We start from the raw sequence: 14,372 nt of genomic DNA, 5'->3' as shown, positions 1-14,372 counted from the left end.
AACTCGGTTCACTGCGCCGGAGAGCCGCAACCATCAAGCGTTTCCGGCCTTCGGCAGCACCCCCAAGCATGCCACAAACCGCACTCAAGTCCAACGCCGCCTGGCATGTGAAAGTCACCCTAAGAGCACGTCGGACCACTCGCACGCGCAACATGGAGAAACACCTTCCCGGCCCCATCACACCCCGGAATCAAGCACTTGAGAAGACACTGCAGCGCACCAAACACCTTGCGCAGCGGCTCCCGGGCGGTTGATATAATCAGGGGCTGCTGTGGCAGACGCCGCCGTAGCCTGACCCACCCCCCGGGGCAGACCGCCCTTGCATACGAGACCCCCAAATCATGAGCACGATCCGCCAAAGCGACCTGATCGAGAGCGTCGCCGCTGCCCTGCAATACATCAGCTATTACCATCCGGTCGATTACATCAAGAACCTGTCACGCGCGTATGAACTGGAGCAAAGCCCGGCGGCCAAGGACGCCATGGCGCAGATCCTGATCAACTCGCGCCTGTGCGCCGAAGGTCACCGCCCGATCTGTCAGGACACTGGCATCGTCACCGTGTTCGTGAAGATCGGCATGGACGTACGCTGGGAAGGCTTCAGCGGCAGCCTGGACGACGCCATCAACGAGGGCGTGCGCCAAGCCTACAACCACCCGGACAACAAGCTGCGCGCCTCGATCCTGCTGGAGCCCGCGGGCGCCCGCAAGAACAGCAAGGACAATACGCCGGCGGTGATCCACTACTCGATGGTGCCGGGCGACAAGGTGGACATCACGGTCGCGGCCAAGGGGGGCGGCTCCGAGAACAAATCCAAGATGGTCATGCTGAACCCCTCGGACTCGATCGTTGACTGGGTGCTCAAGACGGTGCCGACCATGGGTGCCGGCTGGTGCCCGCCCGGCATGCTGGGCATCGGTATCGGCGGCACAGCCGAGAAGGCTGCGCTGCTGGCGAAAGAAGCCCTGATGGATCCGATCGACATGCAGGAGCTGATCGCGCGCGGTCCGCAGAACCGCATCGAGGAACTGCGCGTCGAACTGTACGAAAAGGTCAACGCGCTGGGCATCGGCGCCCAAGGCCTGGGCGGCCTGACCACGGTGCTGGACGTGAAGATCCTTGACTACCCGACGCACGCGGCCTCGCTGCCGGTGGCCATGATCCCGAACTGTGCCGCGACCCGTCACGCGCATTTCGTGCTCGACGGCTCGGGTCCGGTCTACCTCGATCCGCCCTCGCTGGACGACTGGCCCTCGCTGACCTACGACACCTCCAAGGGTCGTCGCGTGAACCTCGACACCGTGACGCGCGAGGAAGTCGCCTCGTGGAAGCCGGGCGAAGTGCTGCTGCTCAATGGCAAGATGCTGACCGGCCGCGATGCCGCGCACAAGCGCATGGTCGACATGCTCAATAAGGGCGAGGCACTGCCGGTCGACCTGGCTGGCCGCTTCATCTACTACGTCGGCCCGGTCGACCCGGTGCGCGACGAGGTGGTGGGCCCGGCCGGCCCCACCACCGCCACCCGCATGGACAAGTTCACCGAACAGGTGCTGGCGCAAACCGGCCTGCTGGGCATGATCGGCAAGTCCGAGCGCGGCCCGACCGCCATCGAGGCGATCAAGAAGCACCAGTCGGTGTACCTCATGGCCGTGGGCGGTGCCGCCTACCTTGTCTCGAAGGCCATCAAGGCCTCGCGCACCGTGGCCTTCGCCGACCTGGGCATGGAGGCCATCTACGAGTTCACCGTGCAGGACATGCCGGTGACCGTGGCGGTCGACTCGACCGGTATCTCGGTGCACAACACCGGACCGAAGGAATGGCAGGCGAAGATCGGCAAGATTCCGGTTGCCACGGCCTGAGCCAGATGCAGCAGATGAAAACGGGCCCCGCGGGGCCCGTTTCTTTTTCCGACTCACGCTCCGAGGAGCACGATACGCTTACACGTGATACGCCAGTCCCGTCATCACGCGCGAGGCCGCACGCATCGCCAGCTTCACCGGCGGTGGCAGTTCCGCTGCGCCCAGTTTGACCGCTGTTTCGGCATGCTCGATCTCGTCGGCCTTCATCTGCTGGACGACAGCCCGTGAGCGCTGGTCACCTGCCGGCAATAAACCGAGGTGCCCATCCAGATGCGCTTCCACCTGGCGTTCGGTTTCGGCCAGGAACCCGAGGTTCCACTTGTCACCGGCCACGCCGGCAGCCACCCCAATACCCAAAGCGCCGAGATACCACAGCGGGTTGAGCAGGCTGGTCCGCCCACCCAGTTCGTCGATACGCCTCGCCGTCCACGCCAGGTGTTCAGTCTCCTGGTAGGCCGCATGCTCCAGCGACTGGCGCAGGCCCGCAGTGCGCGAAGTCAGGGCCTGCCCTTGGTAGAGCGCCTGCGCACACACCTCACCGACATGATTGACCCGCATCAGCGCTGCGGCGTGCTGACGTTCGGCTGCAGACAAGTCTGCCTCCGGCAGTTCTGCGCCGGGATGAGCACGCGTGCTCTGCTGGCGCGCAAAGACCGTGCGCAGTGCACGATCGAAACCGAGGATGAACGCATCGACCGGATGACTCACGCTCGACTCCCTGCCGCGCTTGGCTCAAGCAGATAGGCTTCAGGACGCGCGCAGCCCTTGGCGAATGCAAGGCAACTCAATTCATTCAAAGCCTGGCGATACACCTCGCGCTTGAACTCGATCACGCTGTCCAAGGGCACCCAGTACTCCGCCCAGCGCCAGGCGTCGAACTCCGGATGCCCGCTGGCGCGCAGGCTGACATCGGTGTCCCGTCCCTGCATGCGCAGGAGGAACCAGATCTGTTTCTGCCCCTTATAGGTACTGCGCCATTCGCGCTTGATCCAGTGCTTTGGCACGTCGTAATGCAACCAGCCACGAGTACGGCCGAGCACTTTCACATGCTCGGGCCGCAAGCCCACCTCTTCGTACAGCTCTCTGAACATGGCCTGCTCGGGAGACTCTCCCTGCTTGATGCCACCTTGCGGAAATTGCCAGGAGTGTTCCCGAATCCGTTTGCCCCAAAAAACCTCGTTGCGTGCGTTGATGATGACGATGCCGACATTGGGCCTGTAGCCGTCTCTGTCGAGCATGAAAACCACCTGAAACTGTTATTGACTGGCGACGATTGTTCCACAGTTACGATTCCGTGAAAACCAGCCGTCGCTGCCTGCGCACCCCACCGCCCCAACCCTGATCAGGAACTGCGGTGACTCGGTTACAATGCCCTGTTTACGCGGCATTCCGCCGCTTCACCTCTTTAGCCCAGAGTCAATTCATGCGTGCCAGCCAGTTCCTGATCACCACCCTCAAGGAAGCCCCCTCCGACGCCGAGATCGTCAGCCACAAACTGATGATGCGGGCCGGTCTCATCAAGAAACTGTCGGCCGGCATCTACAACTACATGCCGATGGGATTGCGTGTGATCCGCAAGATCGAAGGCATCATCCGCGAGGAGATGAACCGCGCCGGCGCCATCGAACTCTCCATGCCCATCGTGCAGCCGGCCGAGTTGTGGCAGGAGACCGGGCGTTTCGACAAGATGGGCGATGAGCTGTTGCGCTTCAAGGACCGTCATGAGCGCGACTTCGTGATGCAGCCGACCTCGGAGGAGGTCGTCACCGATATCGTGCGGCAGGAAATCCGCAGTTACCGCCAGTTGCCCAGGAACCTGTACCAGATCCAGACCAAGTTCCGCGATGAGCGCCGCCCCCGCTTCGGCATCATGCGCGGCCGCGAGTTCACGATGAAGGACGCCTACTCCTTCCACACCAGCTTCGAGGATCTGAAGCGCGAGTACCAGAACATGTTTGAGGCCTACTCACGCATCTTCACGCGCCTGGGTCTGCAATTCCGCGCCGTGGCGGCCGACACCGGCGCCATCGGCGGCACCGGTTCGCACGAATTCCATGTCATCGCCGAAACCGGGGAGGACTCCATCGCCTACAACCCGGCCTCGGACTACGCCGCCAATGTCGAACTGGCAGAGGCGCTCGCGCCCACGATCGCCCGTCCCAGCCCACAGGCCCCGCTGACCAAGGTGCACACGCCGGCCATCAAGACCATCGCCCAACTGGCCGATTTCCTCAAGATTCCTGCCACACAGACCGTCAAGGCTGTTGTTGTGGAAGGCGAGGAAGGTGTGCCAGTGCTGCTGATGCTGCGTGGTGACCATGAACTAAACGAAGTGAAGGCGAGCAAGCTGGCCGGCGTGTTCTCACCCCTGCGCTTCGCCTCGCCTGCCACCATCCGTGACGCCTTCGGCGCCGAGCCCGGTTCGCTGGGCCCGATTGGTTTCAAAGGCAAGATTTATATGGACCGTGCTGTGGCCGCCATGGCCGACTTCGTGATCGGCGCCAACGAGAACGATCAGCACTACACCGGCGCCAACATCGGCCGCGACTTCCCCGAGCCGGAAGCAGTAGACATCCGCAACGTGGTCGAAGGTGATCCCTCGCCTGACGGTAAGGGCACGCTCGCCATCTGCCGCGGCATCGAAGTCGGTCACATCTTCCAGTTGCGCACCAAGTACTCCGAAGCCATGGGCTGCAAGTTCATCGGCGAAGATGGCAAGGAGCAAGTCATGGAGATGGGCTGCTACGGCATCGGTGTCACGCGCATCATGGGTGCGGCCATCGAGCAGAACAACGATGCGCGCGGCATCATCTGGCCGGACGCCATTGCGCCCTTCCAACTGGTGATTGCGCCGATGGGCTGGAGCAAGTCCGAGGCCGTGCGCGAAACAGCCACCAAGCTTTATGAAGAATTCACCGCAGCCGGCATCGAAGTGATGCTGGATGACCGCGACGAGCGCCCCGGCGTGATGTTCGCCGATTGGGAACTGATCGGCGTGCCGCATCGTGTCGTCATCGGCGACCGTGGTCTCAAGGAAGGTCTGGGCGAATACCAGGGCCGCCGCGACGCAGAAGCCACCAAGCTGCCGCTGAGCGAGATCGCGGCTTTCGTGAAGGGCAAGCTGGGTCATTGATGATGCTGCTCCGCTGCCCCCTTCGCGTACAGAAACTCGGCGCCATCCTGATGTTGGGTGGCGCCCTGCTGATCTCTACGCCACCGGCTATAGCTGGCGCACAACAAGAAGAAAAGCTCGCAGCAAGCGTACGGGCCGCGCTGCACGCTGCGGTCAGCGACATGGCCTCACCGGAGCCGATCTTCTCCTCACCGGATGAGAAATACCGCTGGCTGACGCAGATGTCCGCCAAGCTCGAAAAGCGCATGCCCAACTCGCAGGAGCGCGTCGAGTTTCTGAAGACGGTGCATTACGAAGCCACCCGCGCCGGCCTCGACCCACAGCTCGTACTGGGCCTGATCCAGGTGGAGAGCGGTTTCAAGAAATACGCAGTATCGAGCGCAGGCGCCCGTGGCTACATGCAGGTCATGCCGTTCTGGGTGCGCCTGATCGGCACCCCGGACAACAACCTTTTCCACCTGCGTACCAATTTGCGCTACGGCTGCACGATCCTGCGCCACTACCTGGACATCGAGAAGGGTGACCTCTATCGCGCGCTGGGACGCTATAACGGCAGCCTGGGCAAGCCGGAGTACCCGAATCTTGTGCGCGGCGCATGGGAGAAACACTGGAGCTACACCAAGCCCCAGGTGGCCCAGTCCAGCGGTAACGCTGCCGTCCGCTGATCTGCGCGGGCCCGGAATAAAGCGCGCGCGCTTACTGTTCATCTCGCGTCAGGCCCTGACACAACCCACGGGAGAATCCAGATGAACAGCAATAATGCAAAGGCAGTCCTGAAATCCACCCTCCTCGCCCTGGCACTGGCCGGTCTCGCCGCTTGTGCCAGCATGGGCCCGGCCCCGGCCGCGCCAGCCAAAGTCGCAGACGGGGTCTTCGTCGACGCCAAGGGCATGACGCTCTACACCTTTGACAAGGACGCCGCCGGTTCGGGCAAGAGTGTGTGCAACGGCCAATGCGCCATCAACTGGCCCCCCTTGTTCGCCACCGACACAGACAAGGCAAGCGGCGACTGGAGCATCGTGACCCGCGACGACGGCAAGAAGCAGTGGGCTTACAAGGGCAAACCCCTGTATCTGTGGATCAAGGACAGCAAGCCCGGCGACAAGACGGGCGAAGGCATGGCCAGCAACACCTGGCATGTCGCCAAGCCCTGACACGGGCTTGAATGAAAAGGGCGCCTCGGCGCCCTTTTTTACTCCGAAGATCCGTAGTACCCGCTCCCGCCGGCAAAACTCTCAAAGCGCGTGTTCTCGCCCAGGAAGGTCAGGCGCACCGTACCGATCGGGCCGTTACGATGCTTGCCGATGATCAGCTCGGCCGTGCCCTTGTCCTGCGAATCCGGGTTGTAGACCTCGTCGCGGTAGATGAACATGATGATGTCCGCATCCTGCTCGATGGCGCCTGACTCGCGCAGGTCGGACATCACGGGACGCTTGTTGGGGCGCTGTTCCAGACTGCGGTTGAGCTGCGACAGCGCGATGATCGGCACATGCAGTTCCTTCGCCAGCGACTTCACCGAACGCGAGATCTCCGACAACTCGGCCGCGCGGTTGTCACTCTCCTTGTTGGTCGTCATCAATTGCAGGTAGTCGATAACGATCAGCCCCAGCTTGCCGCACTGGCGATACAGGCGGCGTGCGCGCGCACGCAGATCGGTGGGCGTCAGGCCCGGCGTCTCGTCAATGAAGATCGGCGCCTCATGCAGCTTGCCCAGTGCATATGACAGACGCTGCCACTCGTCGTCATTGAGCTTGCCGGTGCGCAGGCGGTGCTGATCCAGGCGCCCGACCGAGGAGATGAAACGCATGGCGAGCTGGGTCGCCGGCATTTCCATCGAGAACACGGCCACTGGCAGCTTGGGCTCCAACGCCACATGCTCGGCGATGTTCAGCGCCAGCGAGGTCTTGCCCATGGCAGGCCGCCCCGCCAGGATGATCATGTCGGTCGGCTGCAGACCGGACGTCATGTTGTCGAGGTCGATCAGACCGGTCGGCACCCCGGTGATCGCAGACGGATTGTCGCGATCGTAGAGCTCCTGGATGCGATCGACGACCTGCGTCAATACCGGCTGGATGGCGATGAAACCCGCCGCCGTGCGGCTGCCCTCCTCGCGAATGGCAAAGATCTTGGATTCGGCTTCGTCGAGGATCATGCCGGCATCCCGCCCGGCCGGTGACAAAGCGCTGCCCGCGATCTCGTCGCCCACCGACACCAGCTTGCGCAGGATGGCGCGCTCGCGGACGATCTCCGCGTAACGCTTGATGTTGGCCGCCGACGGCGTGTTGTTGGCGATCTCACCAAGATAGGCCAGGCCGCCGACGTGCTCGGCGTCGCCCATCTTGTCGAGCGACTCGAACACCGTCACCACGTCGGCCGGTTTGCCGGACTCGATCAGGCGTTCGATGTGATGGAAGATGCGGCGGTGCTCGTCGCGATAGAAGTCCACCTCGCTGACCAGGCCGGCACAGCGCTCCCAGGCCATGTTGTCGAGCAGCAGACCGCCGATCAAGGACTGCTCTGCCTCGATGGAGTGCGGTGGCAGCTTGATCGCAGCCAGTTGCGCATCACCCGAGGAAAAAGAGGAAGAAGAGAAATGTCCGCCGCGCGCCTGTGCCATGAATTCCGTCCTGCGAGTCAGGGAAGGATTCTACCGTCCGCCCCAAAGGAGCAACCTGACCTCCAAACAAAAAGGGCTGCTCACGCAGCCCTTTTTGTTTGCCACGAAGTGGCGACGATCAGTTTTCGCCCAGCACCGAAACGGTGATGGTGACAACCACATCGGTATGCAGCGCGATTTGCACTTGCGTATCGCCGATGGTCTTGATCGGGCCTTCCGGCATGCGCACGGCAGCCTTGGCGATCGCGAAACCTTGCTTGGTGACCGCATCCGCGATGTCGGCGTTGGTGATGGAACCGAACAGGCGACCATCGACACCAGCCTTGCTCGTGATCTGAACCATCAGGCCTTCGATCTTGGTAGCCAGTTCCTGCGCGGCAACCAGCTTTTCGCCCGCCACGCGTTCCAGCTCGGCACGCTTGGCTTCGAACTCGGCCACGTTGGAGGGAGTGGCGCGCTTGGCCTTGCCCTTCGGGATCAGGAAGTTGCGTGCGTAGCCATCCTTGACGCGCACGACATCGCCCAGGTTGCCGAGGTTGACGACTTTTTCCAGCAGAATGATTTGCATTGTGTTGGCCCCCGGATTACTGGTGCAGATCGGTGTAAGGCATCAGAGCCAGGAAGCGAGCGCGCTTGATCGCGGTCGACAGCTGACGCTGGTAGTTGGCCTTGGTACCGGTGATGCGGGCCGGCATGATCTTGCCGTTTTCGGTGATGAAGTCCTTCAGGATCTCGATGTCCTTGTAGTCGATCTCTTCGATCTTCTCGGCCGAGAAACGGCAGAACTTGCGACGCTTGAAGAGACTGCGATTGCCGCCACGCTCTTCCTTCTTCTTACCTGCTGCTTTGTTGAAAGCCATGCTTATATTCCTTCCAGCAATTCAATTGATCTGACGTGCAGTACGAGCTTGCGGTTGCGGGTGCTGCGGGCGGCGAGAAAGCCTTCCAGGATCAGCTGCGTGCCGAGCGGGATGGCGCAGAGCTGCTGCGCCAGCGCCTCGATCGCGCTTGCCTCGACCTCGCACGTCACATCGCGCTCGATTCCGGCTTCTTCCTGGCGGGATACGTGTTCGACACGAAACCCGACGACTGCCACTCTTGCCGGCGTGTAGCGAAGCGCATCGCGCTCCACCAGACACCCCGCGATGCGCACCGTGTTCGGCGCGACCGCGCTCATTCCTGCATCAAGCCGCGGGCTGCTCGGCCTTGGCGGCTTCAGCGCCGGCCGGCTGGGTCAGCGACTTGGCCTTTTCTTCCTTCATCATCGGCGAAGGAGCGGTCACCGCCTTCTTCATCTTGATGGTGAGGTGGCGCAGGACGGCGTCGTTGAACTTGAAGCCATTTTCGATCTCGGCCACGGTCTCGCTGCCGCACTCGATGTTCATGAGCACGTAGTGAGCCTTGTGGATCTTGTTGATCGGGTAGGCCAGCTGACGGCGACCCCAGTCTTCAAGACGATGGATCTGGCCACCTTGGCCGGTCACCAGCGACTTGTAGCGTTCGATCATGGCGGGCACTTGCTCGCTCTGATCGGGGTGCACGATGAATACGATTTCGTAATGTCGCATGCAGACTCCTCTTGGGTTGATTCAGCCCCCCGGCATGCGTACCGGTGGAGCAAGGAAAGCCCGCGATTGTATGCCGAAATCCAGACTCAGGCAAGCAGCAGGAAGATTCAGGCGCGTTCGAGCGCCTCGATGACGGTCGCCAGTGCCTCGTACTCGACGCGGCCCAGTTCGCCTCGCACATGACACAGCCGCAAGTAAGCCAGGGCGAGATACCGGACGCGCGCGCGGCAGGCTGCATCGACCAGGCTGTGGTCATCGCGCAGGAAAGCCTGCCAGAGCGCGGTTTCATCAGGAAACTCATGTGCCTGCGCGCCCTCGAGGCGCGCCAGCAGCGCTAGGTCTTCCCGCGCCAGGCCACTCGTCAGGCAGGCCCCCACTCCGCAAACCTGTGCTGGATTCGCCGACAGGCAAGCCCAGAAGGCCGGAGCGACCAAGCCGTGGTGATAGCTGCGGGCAGCAAGCAGGCTGAGACACTCCTCCGGATTCCACACGACCAGGCGGGCCTCGGGATGATGGGCCTGCAGCACGAGCAGGGCAGACAGGAGCGCAGGCTCGCCCGCCCCCGCAGAACCCAGCGTGTGCATCCGCGCCATGCCGGAGATGACCTCGATCACCGCCACGCCGGTCACGCGGCGCAGCAGCGCGGGCAAAGGGGCTTCCTGGCCAGTCCGGGCACGTTGCTTCTGCAGGGCGAACTCGCCCACTTCGAAATCCGACAGGGTCGCGGGGGCGCCATACACGCGCCGCAGGCCCGGCACGTCCGGCACGCTCTCGACCGCCAGGATCAGCGCGTCAAGCATGAATTCAAGCTGGGAACACGCCCGTCGACAGGTAGCGATCGCCGCGATCGCACACGATGGAGACGATCACCGCATTCTCCAGTTCCTGCGCCAGGCGTAGTGCCACGCTCATCGCGCCACCCGAGGAGATGCCGGCAAACAAGCCCTCCTCGCGCGCCAAGCGGCGGGTGGTTTCTTCCGCTTCAGCCTGCGACACGAGGATCAGGCGGTCGACCCGCGCAGCCTCATAGATTGAGGGCAGATACGCCTCGGGCCATTTGCGGATGCCTGGAATCTGGGCGCCTTCCTCCGGCTGGCAACCGATGATCTGGATCGCCGGGTTCTTTTCCTTCAGGAAGCGAGAGGTCCCCATGATGGTGCCTGTGGTCCCCATACTGCTGACCAGGTGAGTGATGCGCTCCCCGGTCTGCTCCCATAGTTCGGGGCCCGTACCTTCGTAATGTGCGCGCGGATTGTCTGGATTGCCGAACTGGTCGAGGATGATGCCCTGCCCTTCGTCACGCATGCGGATGGCGACGTCACGCGCCATCTCCATGCCGCCACTCCTGGCGGTCAGCACCAGCTCTGCACCATAGGCGCGCATGCTCTGGCGCCGTTCAACGCTCTGGTTCTCGGGCATCACGAGGATCATGCGGTAGCCACGCATGGCCGCCACCATGGCCAGGGCGATGCCGGTATTGCCACTGGTGGCCTCGATCAGGGTGTCGCCCGGCCGGATGTCACCACGCGCCTCGGCGCGCAGGATCATGGACAAGGCCGGCCTGTCCTTGACCGACCCCGCCGGGTTGTTGCCTTCCAGCTTGGCGAGGATCACGTTGTTACGGGCCTCGGCCTCGGCACCAGGCAGGCGCTTGAGGCGCACGAGCGGGGTTCGGCCTACGTAGTCTTCCAGGGTGGGGTAGTTCATCGCAAATCTATCGCAGCTTTCATTCAGAAAGGCCGGCCATCATAGCGGCAGCCGTCGGGCGCGCCTATGGCTCTTGACGCGGGAACCACCCTAATCGGCGAGGCGTGCGAAGGCGTCAGAGAGGTGCTGCGATTCGTCGCGCAACAGGACAAGCTGGGATTGCATCGCGGCCAGGTGCTCGCTGAGCATCAGCATCAGCTTGCGCGTGGCCGTAACCGGCGAGCCGGCCTCCAGCCGCGTGCCGTCGATGAGGGTCTGCAGACGGCGCAGGTCATCCTGGTGCTGCAGCGGCACGGACTCGATGAAGGCCTCGATCAAGGCCTTGCGCTGGGCGAAGTAGGCCGCGGGGTCTTGCTGCGCAAGATCCGCCCAGTACTGGAAATCGATGTCGAAGCTGCTTGATGACACGGGGACTCCGGAAGACATGGCCCTACTCCTGCCCGATGCTACGGATGGCAGCGACCATGTTCAAGCTGACTACATGTCGCTTGGCGCGACATCCTGCTGTGCCAGTGAAAACGGCGCTGGGCTCACGCCACAGCGCCGTTCTTCGTCGAGTGTCGAACAAGGATCAGGCCGCCTGGGCGTACTGAGATCCTTCAAGCAACAACTGTGCGCGGGTCACCACCCGCTGGTCACCCGCCCCGGCCAGCAGCTCCTTCATGTCGAGGATCAACACGATCTGGCCGTTGGACAGGGTGGACACCCCGGCCACGCCCTTGGGGCGGAAGTCGTCGAGCGACTTGATCACGGCGTCTTCGCGCCCGGCGAAGCTGTCGATGGCCAGAATGAAGCTCTGCTCGGCCGTCTGCATCAGCACGCCGTACTCGGGCACGCGTTCCTGGTCCCAACCGAGCAGGCAGGACAAGGTCACGATCGGCAACACCTCGCCGCGAACCACCATGGTGGCACGTCCGCCCAACTCCTGAACCTGGCCCGGCTCAATCGGCAGAATCTCGCGCACCATGGACAGCGGCACGGCAAAGGGTTGATCGCCCAGGCACACCAGCAACACCGGCAGGATGGCCAGGGTCAGCGGCAGCGAGATGATGAAGCTGGTGCCTTTGCCCAGGGTCGAGCGGATGTCGATCGTGCCGTTGAGCTTCTGGATGTTGGTCCGCACCACGTCCATGCCCACGCCACGGCCGGACACATCGGAAATCTGGGTCGCGGTCGAGAAGCCGGGCAGGAAGACCAGGTTGTAGCTCTGGCGCTCGTCCATCGTGTTGGCCTCTTCATCCGAAATGAGGCCCTTCTCCAGCGCCTTGGCGCGCAGCTTTTCCGCATTCATGCCGCGCCCATCGTCGGCCACGATGATGACGATGTGGTCACCTTCCTGGCGCGCCTCCAGACGCACGATGGACTTTTCCGGCTTGCCTGCACCCAGGCGCTCGCCGATCGGCTCGATGCCATGATCGACTGCGTTGCGCACCAGATGGATGATCGGGTCCGACAAGTCCTCGATCATGGTCTTGTCGATTTCGGTCTCTTCCCCATCGAGCACCATCTCGACGTCCTTGCCCAGCGAGCGGGCGAGGTCGCGGGCGATCCGCGGGTACTTCTGGAAGAGGCGGCCAATCGGCTGCATGCGCGTCTTCATGACAGCGTTCTGGAGGTCCGAAACCAGCAGATCGAGCTGGCTGACTGCGACATCCAGCGCATGCATCGTGTCGGTATCGTTGCGTCCGTTCAGGATGTCGCTGCGCAGCGCGTTGAGGCGGTTCTTGGTCAAACCGATCTCACCCGACAGGTTCAGCACCTGGTCGAGGCGTGCGGTATCGACGCGGATCGAGTTGTCGCGTACGCGTTCGTCGGTGCGGCGCCCGCTCGGCGGCCCCTGGTAGCCGGGCTTGTCCGAGGTACGACGGCCAATCGCAGCCTGGATGATCTGGTCCGCCGGCACATCGGCCAGGGTCTTGACCGGCAGGTTCTCGGCCGAGGCGCCTTCGGGCAGCACGCCCGTCACGGCATGGTAGAGCGCGTTCCAGTCGAGGCCGTCGGCACCGATCGCGGCGCTGGCCGGCGCGGGTGCGGATGCTTGCGGGGCGGGTGCAGCAGCCGGCTTGGCCGAGGCATGCGAGCTTGCGCTCCCCAAGGTTCCGGCGATGGCCTGCTTGAGGGCGTCGATCAGGTCCGGCTTCGCCGCCGACGGCTGCATGCCACGCTCCAGCTCACCGAACATCACGCGCACCGTGGCCGTCGCGGAGAGGATCGCGTCCAACACCTCCGGCGTCACCATCAACTCGCCGTTGCGCAGCTTGTCGAAGAGGTTTTCGGTGAGGTGGCACAGGGTGACCATCTCGCTCGCGTTGAGGAAGCCCGCTCCCCCCTTGATGGTGTGGAAGCCGCGGAAAATCTCGTTCAACAGGGCGCGGTCGTTGGGCGATCGCTCCAGATCTACGAGCTTGTTGTCGACCCCGGATAGGAGGTCTCCCGCCTCGATCAGGAAATCCTGCAGCAGGTCTTCCATGCCAGCAAAGTCACTCATGTTCCGCTCCGTCTTTCCGCTTCTGCAGGCTCAGAAACCCAGGCTTTCAAGCAGGTCGTCGACCTGTTCCTGTCCGGTCACCACATCGTCACGCCCTTCAGCGTTGACCACCGGTCCGTTGAGCAGGCCTTCGTTGGCCAGGTTGCGCTTGTTCTCGGGCATGACTTCAATGAGCACCGACAGCAGGCCCGACTCCAGGGTCTGCGCCATGTCGACGATCTTCTTGATGACCTGACCAGTCAGGTCCTGGAAGTCCTGCGCCATCATGATTTCAAGCAACTGCTCATTGACCAGTTGGCCATCGCGCGCCACTTCACCCACGAAGGCACGGGTGTCACCCGCCAGTTGCTTGAATTCGTCGACTGACAGTTGCTTGTCGTACAGCCGCGACCAGCGCGTCTGCAGGACCTTGGCCTCTTCAACCACGCGATCCTGCAGCGGCTTGGCAATGTCGGTGGCATTGAGTACGCGACTCGCCGCCTGCTCGGTCATCTGGGCGATATAGGACAGGCGCTGGCGGGCATCCGGCAGCTTCTGCGCGGTTTCTTCCAGCATGCGGTCATAGCCCAGCTCGCGCAGTGAGTCGTGCAGCATGCGGGTGAGATGGCCCAGGCGGTTGAACACATGCGCCTGGCGCTCCTCCGGTGTGGCATCGGCCGCCAGCGGCGGGTCGATCATGAGGGCTTTCACCGCGCTGGAGGCCGCGGCCGGCGCTGCGGTGCTTCCGCCCTGGGTGCTGACCTGGTCAAACAAGGCCTGCAGTTCATCCGAGTCGCCGGAGTCGTCGCTCGCTGCGGCGAGCTCCGTCACGGCCGGCTTGGCAGCAGCTTGCGGAGCGGCTTTGGTTTCACTGGTCTTGGCCGGGCTTGGGGCCTGGCCGGAATTCTCGGCAATGGAGTCGAACAAAGCCTGCAGCTCGTCGTTGTCTCCGGCTTCATCCATCTTGGGGCGCTTCGCCATAATCGGGCTCCTGATGATTCGTGTCTGCTGATCTGCCTGC

The 14,372-nt window shown here is 63.1% G+C and carries 16 protein-coding genes; 4 read left to right on the top strand and 12 right to left on the bottom strand.

What is annotated here, in order from left to right; translation table 11 throughout:
- Positions 1 to 341 precede the first annotated feature (341 nt).
- Positions 342 to 1,859 (top strand): fumarate hydratase, encoded by a 1,518-nt coding sequence (locus NMB43_RS08550; RefSeq protein WP_494351730.1) that lies wholly within the window; start codon positions 342 to 344, stop codon positions 1,857 to 1,859.
- 78 nt (positions 1,860 to 1,937) lie between these two features.
- Here NMB43_RS08550 and coq7 read toward each other — a convergent pair whose 3' ends face one another.
- Positions 1,938 to 2,567: a 2-polyprenyl-3-methyl-6-methoxy-1,4-benzoquinone monooxygenase gene (coq7, locus tag NMB43_RS08545; protein ID WP_494351729.1), complete on the bottom strand. Its 630-nt coding sequence runs from the start codon at positions 2,565 to 2,567 to the stop codon at positions 1,938 to 1,940.
- Positions 2,564 to 3,097, bottom strand: coding sequence for an RNA pyrophosphohydrolase (locus tag NMB43_RS08540; protein ID WP_494351728.1), 534 nt, complete (start codon positions 3,095 to 3,097; stop codon positions 2,564 to 2,566). Before NMB43_RS08540 ends, coq7 begins: the two co-directional genes overlap by 4 nt.
- A gap of 185 nt (positions 3,098 to 3,282) precedes the next feature.
- Between NMB43_RS08540 and NMB43_RS08535 the strand changes: the two genes are divergently transcribed.
- The 3 genes from NMB43_RS08535 (at position 3,283) to NMB43_RS08525 (ending at position 6,146) form a co-directional block, all read left to right on the top strand.
- Positions 3,283 to 4,992, top strand: a complete 1,710-nt coding sequence (locus tag NMB43_RS08535) for a proline--tRNA ligase (protein WP_494351727.1) — start codon at positions 3,283 to 3,285, stop codon at positions 4,990 to 4,992.
- Positions 4,992 to 5,657 (top strand): lytic transglycosylase domain-containing protein, encoded by a 666-nt coding sequence (locus tag NMB43_RS08530; protein WP_494351726.1) that lies wholly within the window; start codon positions 4,992 to 4,994, stop codon positions 5,655 to 5,657. The genes NMB43_RS08535 and NMB43_RS08530 overlap by 1 nt, the downstream gene beginning before the upstream one ends.
- An 81-nt stretch (positions 5,658 to 5,738) precedes the next feature.
- Positions 5,739 to 6,146 (top strand): COG4315 family predicted lipoprotein, encoded by a 408-nt coding sequence (locus tag NMB43_RS08525; RefSeq protein WP_494351725.1) that lies wholly within the window; start codon positions 5,739 to 5,741, stop codon positions 6,144 to 6,146.
- 38 nt (positions 6,147 to 6,184) lie between these two features.
- On the opposite strand, the gene dnaB is transcribed toward NMB43_RS08525, so the two are convergent.
- The 10 genes from dnaB to cheZ form a co-directional block, all read right to left on the bottom strand.
- Positions 6,185 to 7,609 carry a replicative DNA helicase gene (gene dnaB, locus NMB43_RS08520; protein ID WP_494351724.1) on the bottom strand — a complete coding sequence of 475 codons (1,425 nt, stop codon included), beginning with the start codon at positions 7,607 to 7,609 and terminating at the stop codon, positions 6,185 to 6,187.
- A 118-nt stretch (positions 7,610 to 7,727) separates the two neighbouring features.
- The gene (gene rplI, locus NMB43_RS08515; RefSeq protein ID WP_494351723.1) at positions 7,728 to 8,177 is read right to left on the bottom strand and encodes a 50S ribosomal protein L9; all 450 of its coding nucleotides are present in this window, start codon (positions 8,175 to 8,177) and stop codon (positions 7,728 to 7,730) included.
- Positions 8,178 to 8,193: 16 nt separating this feature from the next.
- Entirely contained in the window at positions 8,194 to 8,469 is a 276-nt protein-coding gene (rpsR, locus tag NMB43_RS08510; RefSeq protein WP_494351722.1) for a 30S ribosomal protein S18, read from the bottom strand.
- A gap of 2 nt (positions 8,470 to 8,471) precedes the next feature.
- Entirely contained in the window at positions 8,472 to 8,786 is a 315-nt protein-coding gene (gene priB, locus NMB43_RS08505) for a primosomal replication protein N (protein ID WP_494351721.1), read from the bottom strand.
- Between the two features lie 7 nt (positions 8,787 to 8,793).
- Entirely contained in the window at positions 8,794 to 9,177 is a 384-nt protein-coding gene (gene rpsF, locus NMB43_RS08500; protein ID WP_494351720.1) for a 30S ribosomal protein S6, read from the bottom strand.
- Positions 9,178 to 9,284: 107 nt separating this feature from the next.
- Positions 9,285 to 9,977 (bottom strand): 3'-5' exonuclease family protein, encoded by a 693-nt coding sequence (locus NMB43_RS08495; protein ID WP_494351719.1) that lies wholly within the window; start codon positions 9,975 to 9,977, stop codon positions 9,285 to 9,287.
- A gap of 4 nt (positions 9,978 to 9,981) precedes the next feature.
- Positions 9,982 to 10,884, bottom strand: a complete 903-nt coding sequence (cysM, locus tag NMB43_RS08490) for a cysteine synthase CysM (RefSeq protein WP_494351718.1) — start codon at positions 10,882 to 10,884, stop codon at positions 9,982 to 9,984.
- Between the two features lie 90 nt (positions 10,885 to 10,974).
- On the bottom strand, positions 10,975 to 11,310 hold the full coding sequence (locus NMB43_RS08485; protein ID WP_494351717.1) for a DUF3135 domain-containing protein: 336 nt from the start codon (positions 11,308 to 11,310) through the stop codon (positions 10,975 to 10,977).
- Between the two features lie 145 nt (positions 11,311 to 11,455).
- The gene (locus tag NMB43_RS08480; RefSeq protein WP_494351716.1) at positions 11,456 to 13,372 is read right to left on the bottom strand and encodes a chemotaxis protein CheA; all 1,917 of its coding nucleotides are present in this window, start codon (positions 13,370 to 13,372) and stop codon (positions 11,456 to 11,458) included.
- A 30-nt stretch (positions 13,373 to 13,402) separates the two neighbouring features.
- Entirely contained in the window at positions 13,403 to 14,332 is a 930-nt protein-coding gene (gene cheZ, locus NMB43_RS08475; RefSeq protein WP_494351715.1) for a protein phosphatase CheZ, read from the bottom strand.
- Between the last annotated feature and the right edge of the window lie 40 nt (positions 14,333 to 14,372).

The organism is Uliginosibacterium sangjuense, from assembly GCF_059132465.1.
Note: the sequence above shows the minus strand (reverse complement) of the source record. Positions and strands in the feature narration are given on the sequence as shown.

Coding starts and splice junctions, on each gene's coding strand:
- dnaB (WP_494351724.1), bottom strand. CDS start 7,609: ATGGCACAGGCGCGCGGCGGACATTTCTCTTCTTCCTCTTTTTCCTCG.
- NMB43_RS08550 (WP_494351730.1), top strand. CDS start 342: ATGAGCACGATCCGCCAAAGCGACCTGATCGAGAGCGTCGCCGCTGCC.
- cysM (WP_494351718.1), bottom strand. CDS start 10,884: ATGAACTACCCCACCCTGGAAGACTACGTAGGCCGAACCCCGCTCGTG.
- NMB43_RS08495 (WP_494351719.1), bottom strand. CDS start 9,977: ATGCTTGACGCGCTGATCCTGGCGGTCGAGAGCGTGCCGGACGTGCCG.
- NMB43_RS08540 (WP_494351728.1), bottom strand. CDS start 3,097: ATGCTCGACAGAGACGGCTACAGGCCCAATGTCGGCATCGTCATCATC.
- NMB43_RS08485 (WP_494351717.1), bottom strand. CDS start 11,310: ATGTCTTCCGGAGTCCCCGTGTCATCAAGCAGCTTCGACATCGATTTC.
- rpsR (WP_494351722.1), bottom strand. CDS start 8,469: ATGGCTTTCAACAAAGCAGCAGGTAAGAAGAAGGAAGAGCGTGGCGGC.
- NMB43_RS08530 (WP_494351726.1), top strand. CDS start 4,992: ATGATGCTGCTCCGCTGCCCCCTTCGCGTACAGAAACTCGGCGCCATC.
- priB (WP_494351721.1), bottom strand. CDS start 8,786: ATGAGCGCGGTCGCGCCGAACACGGTGCGCATCGCGGGGTGTCTGGTG.
- rplI (WP_494351723.1), bottom strand. CDS start 8,177: ATGCAAATCATTCTGCTGGAAAAAGTCGTCAACCTCGGCAACCTGGGC.
- NMB43_RS08535 (WP_494351727.1), top strand. CDS start 3,283: ATGCGTGCCAGCCAGTTCCTGATCACCACCCTCAAGGAAGCCCCCTCC.
- NMB43_RS08525 (WP_494351725.1), top strand. CDS start 5,739: ATGAACAGCAATAATGCAAAGGCAGTCCTGAAATCCACCCTCCTCGCC.
- rpsF (WP_494351720.1), bottom strand. CDS start 9,177: ATGCGACATTACGAAATCGTATTCATCGTGCACCCCGATCAGAGCGAG.
- cheZ (WP_494351715.1), bottom strand. CDS start 14,332: ATGGCGAAGCGCCCCAAGATGGATGAAGCCGGAGACAACGACGAGCTG.
- NMB43_RS08480 (WP_494351716.1), bottom strand. CDS start 13,372: ATGAGTGACTTTGCTGGCATGGAAGACCTGCTGCAGGATTTCCTGATC.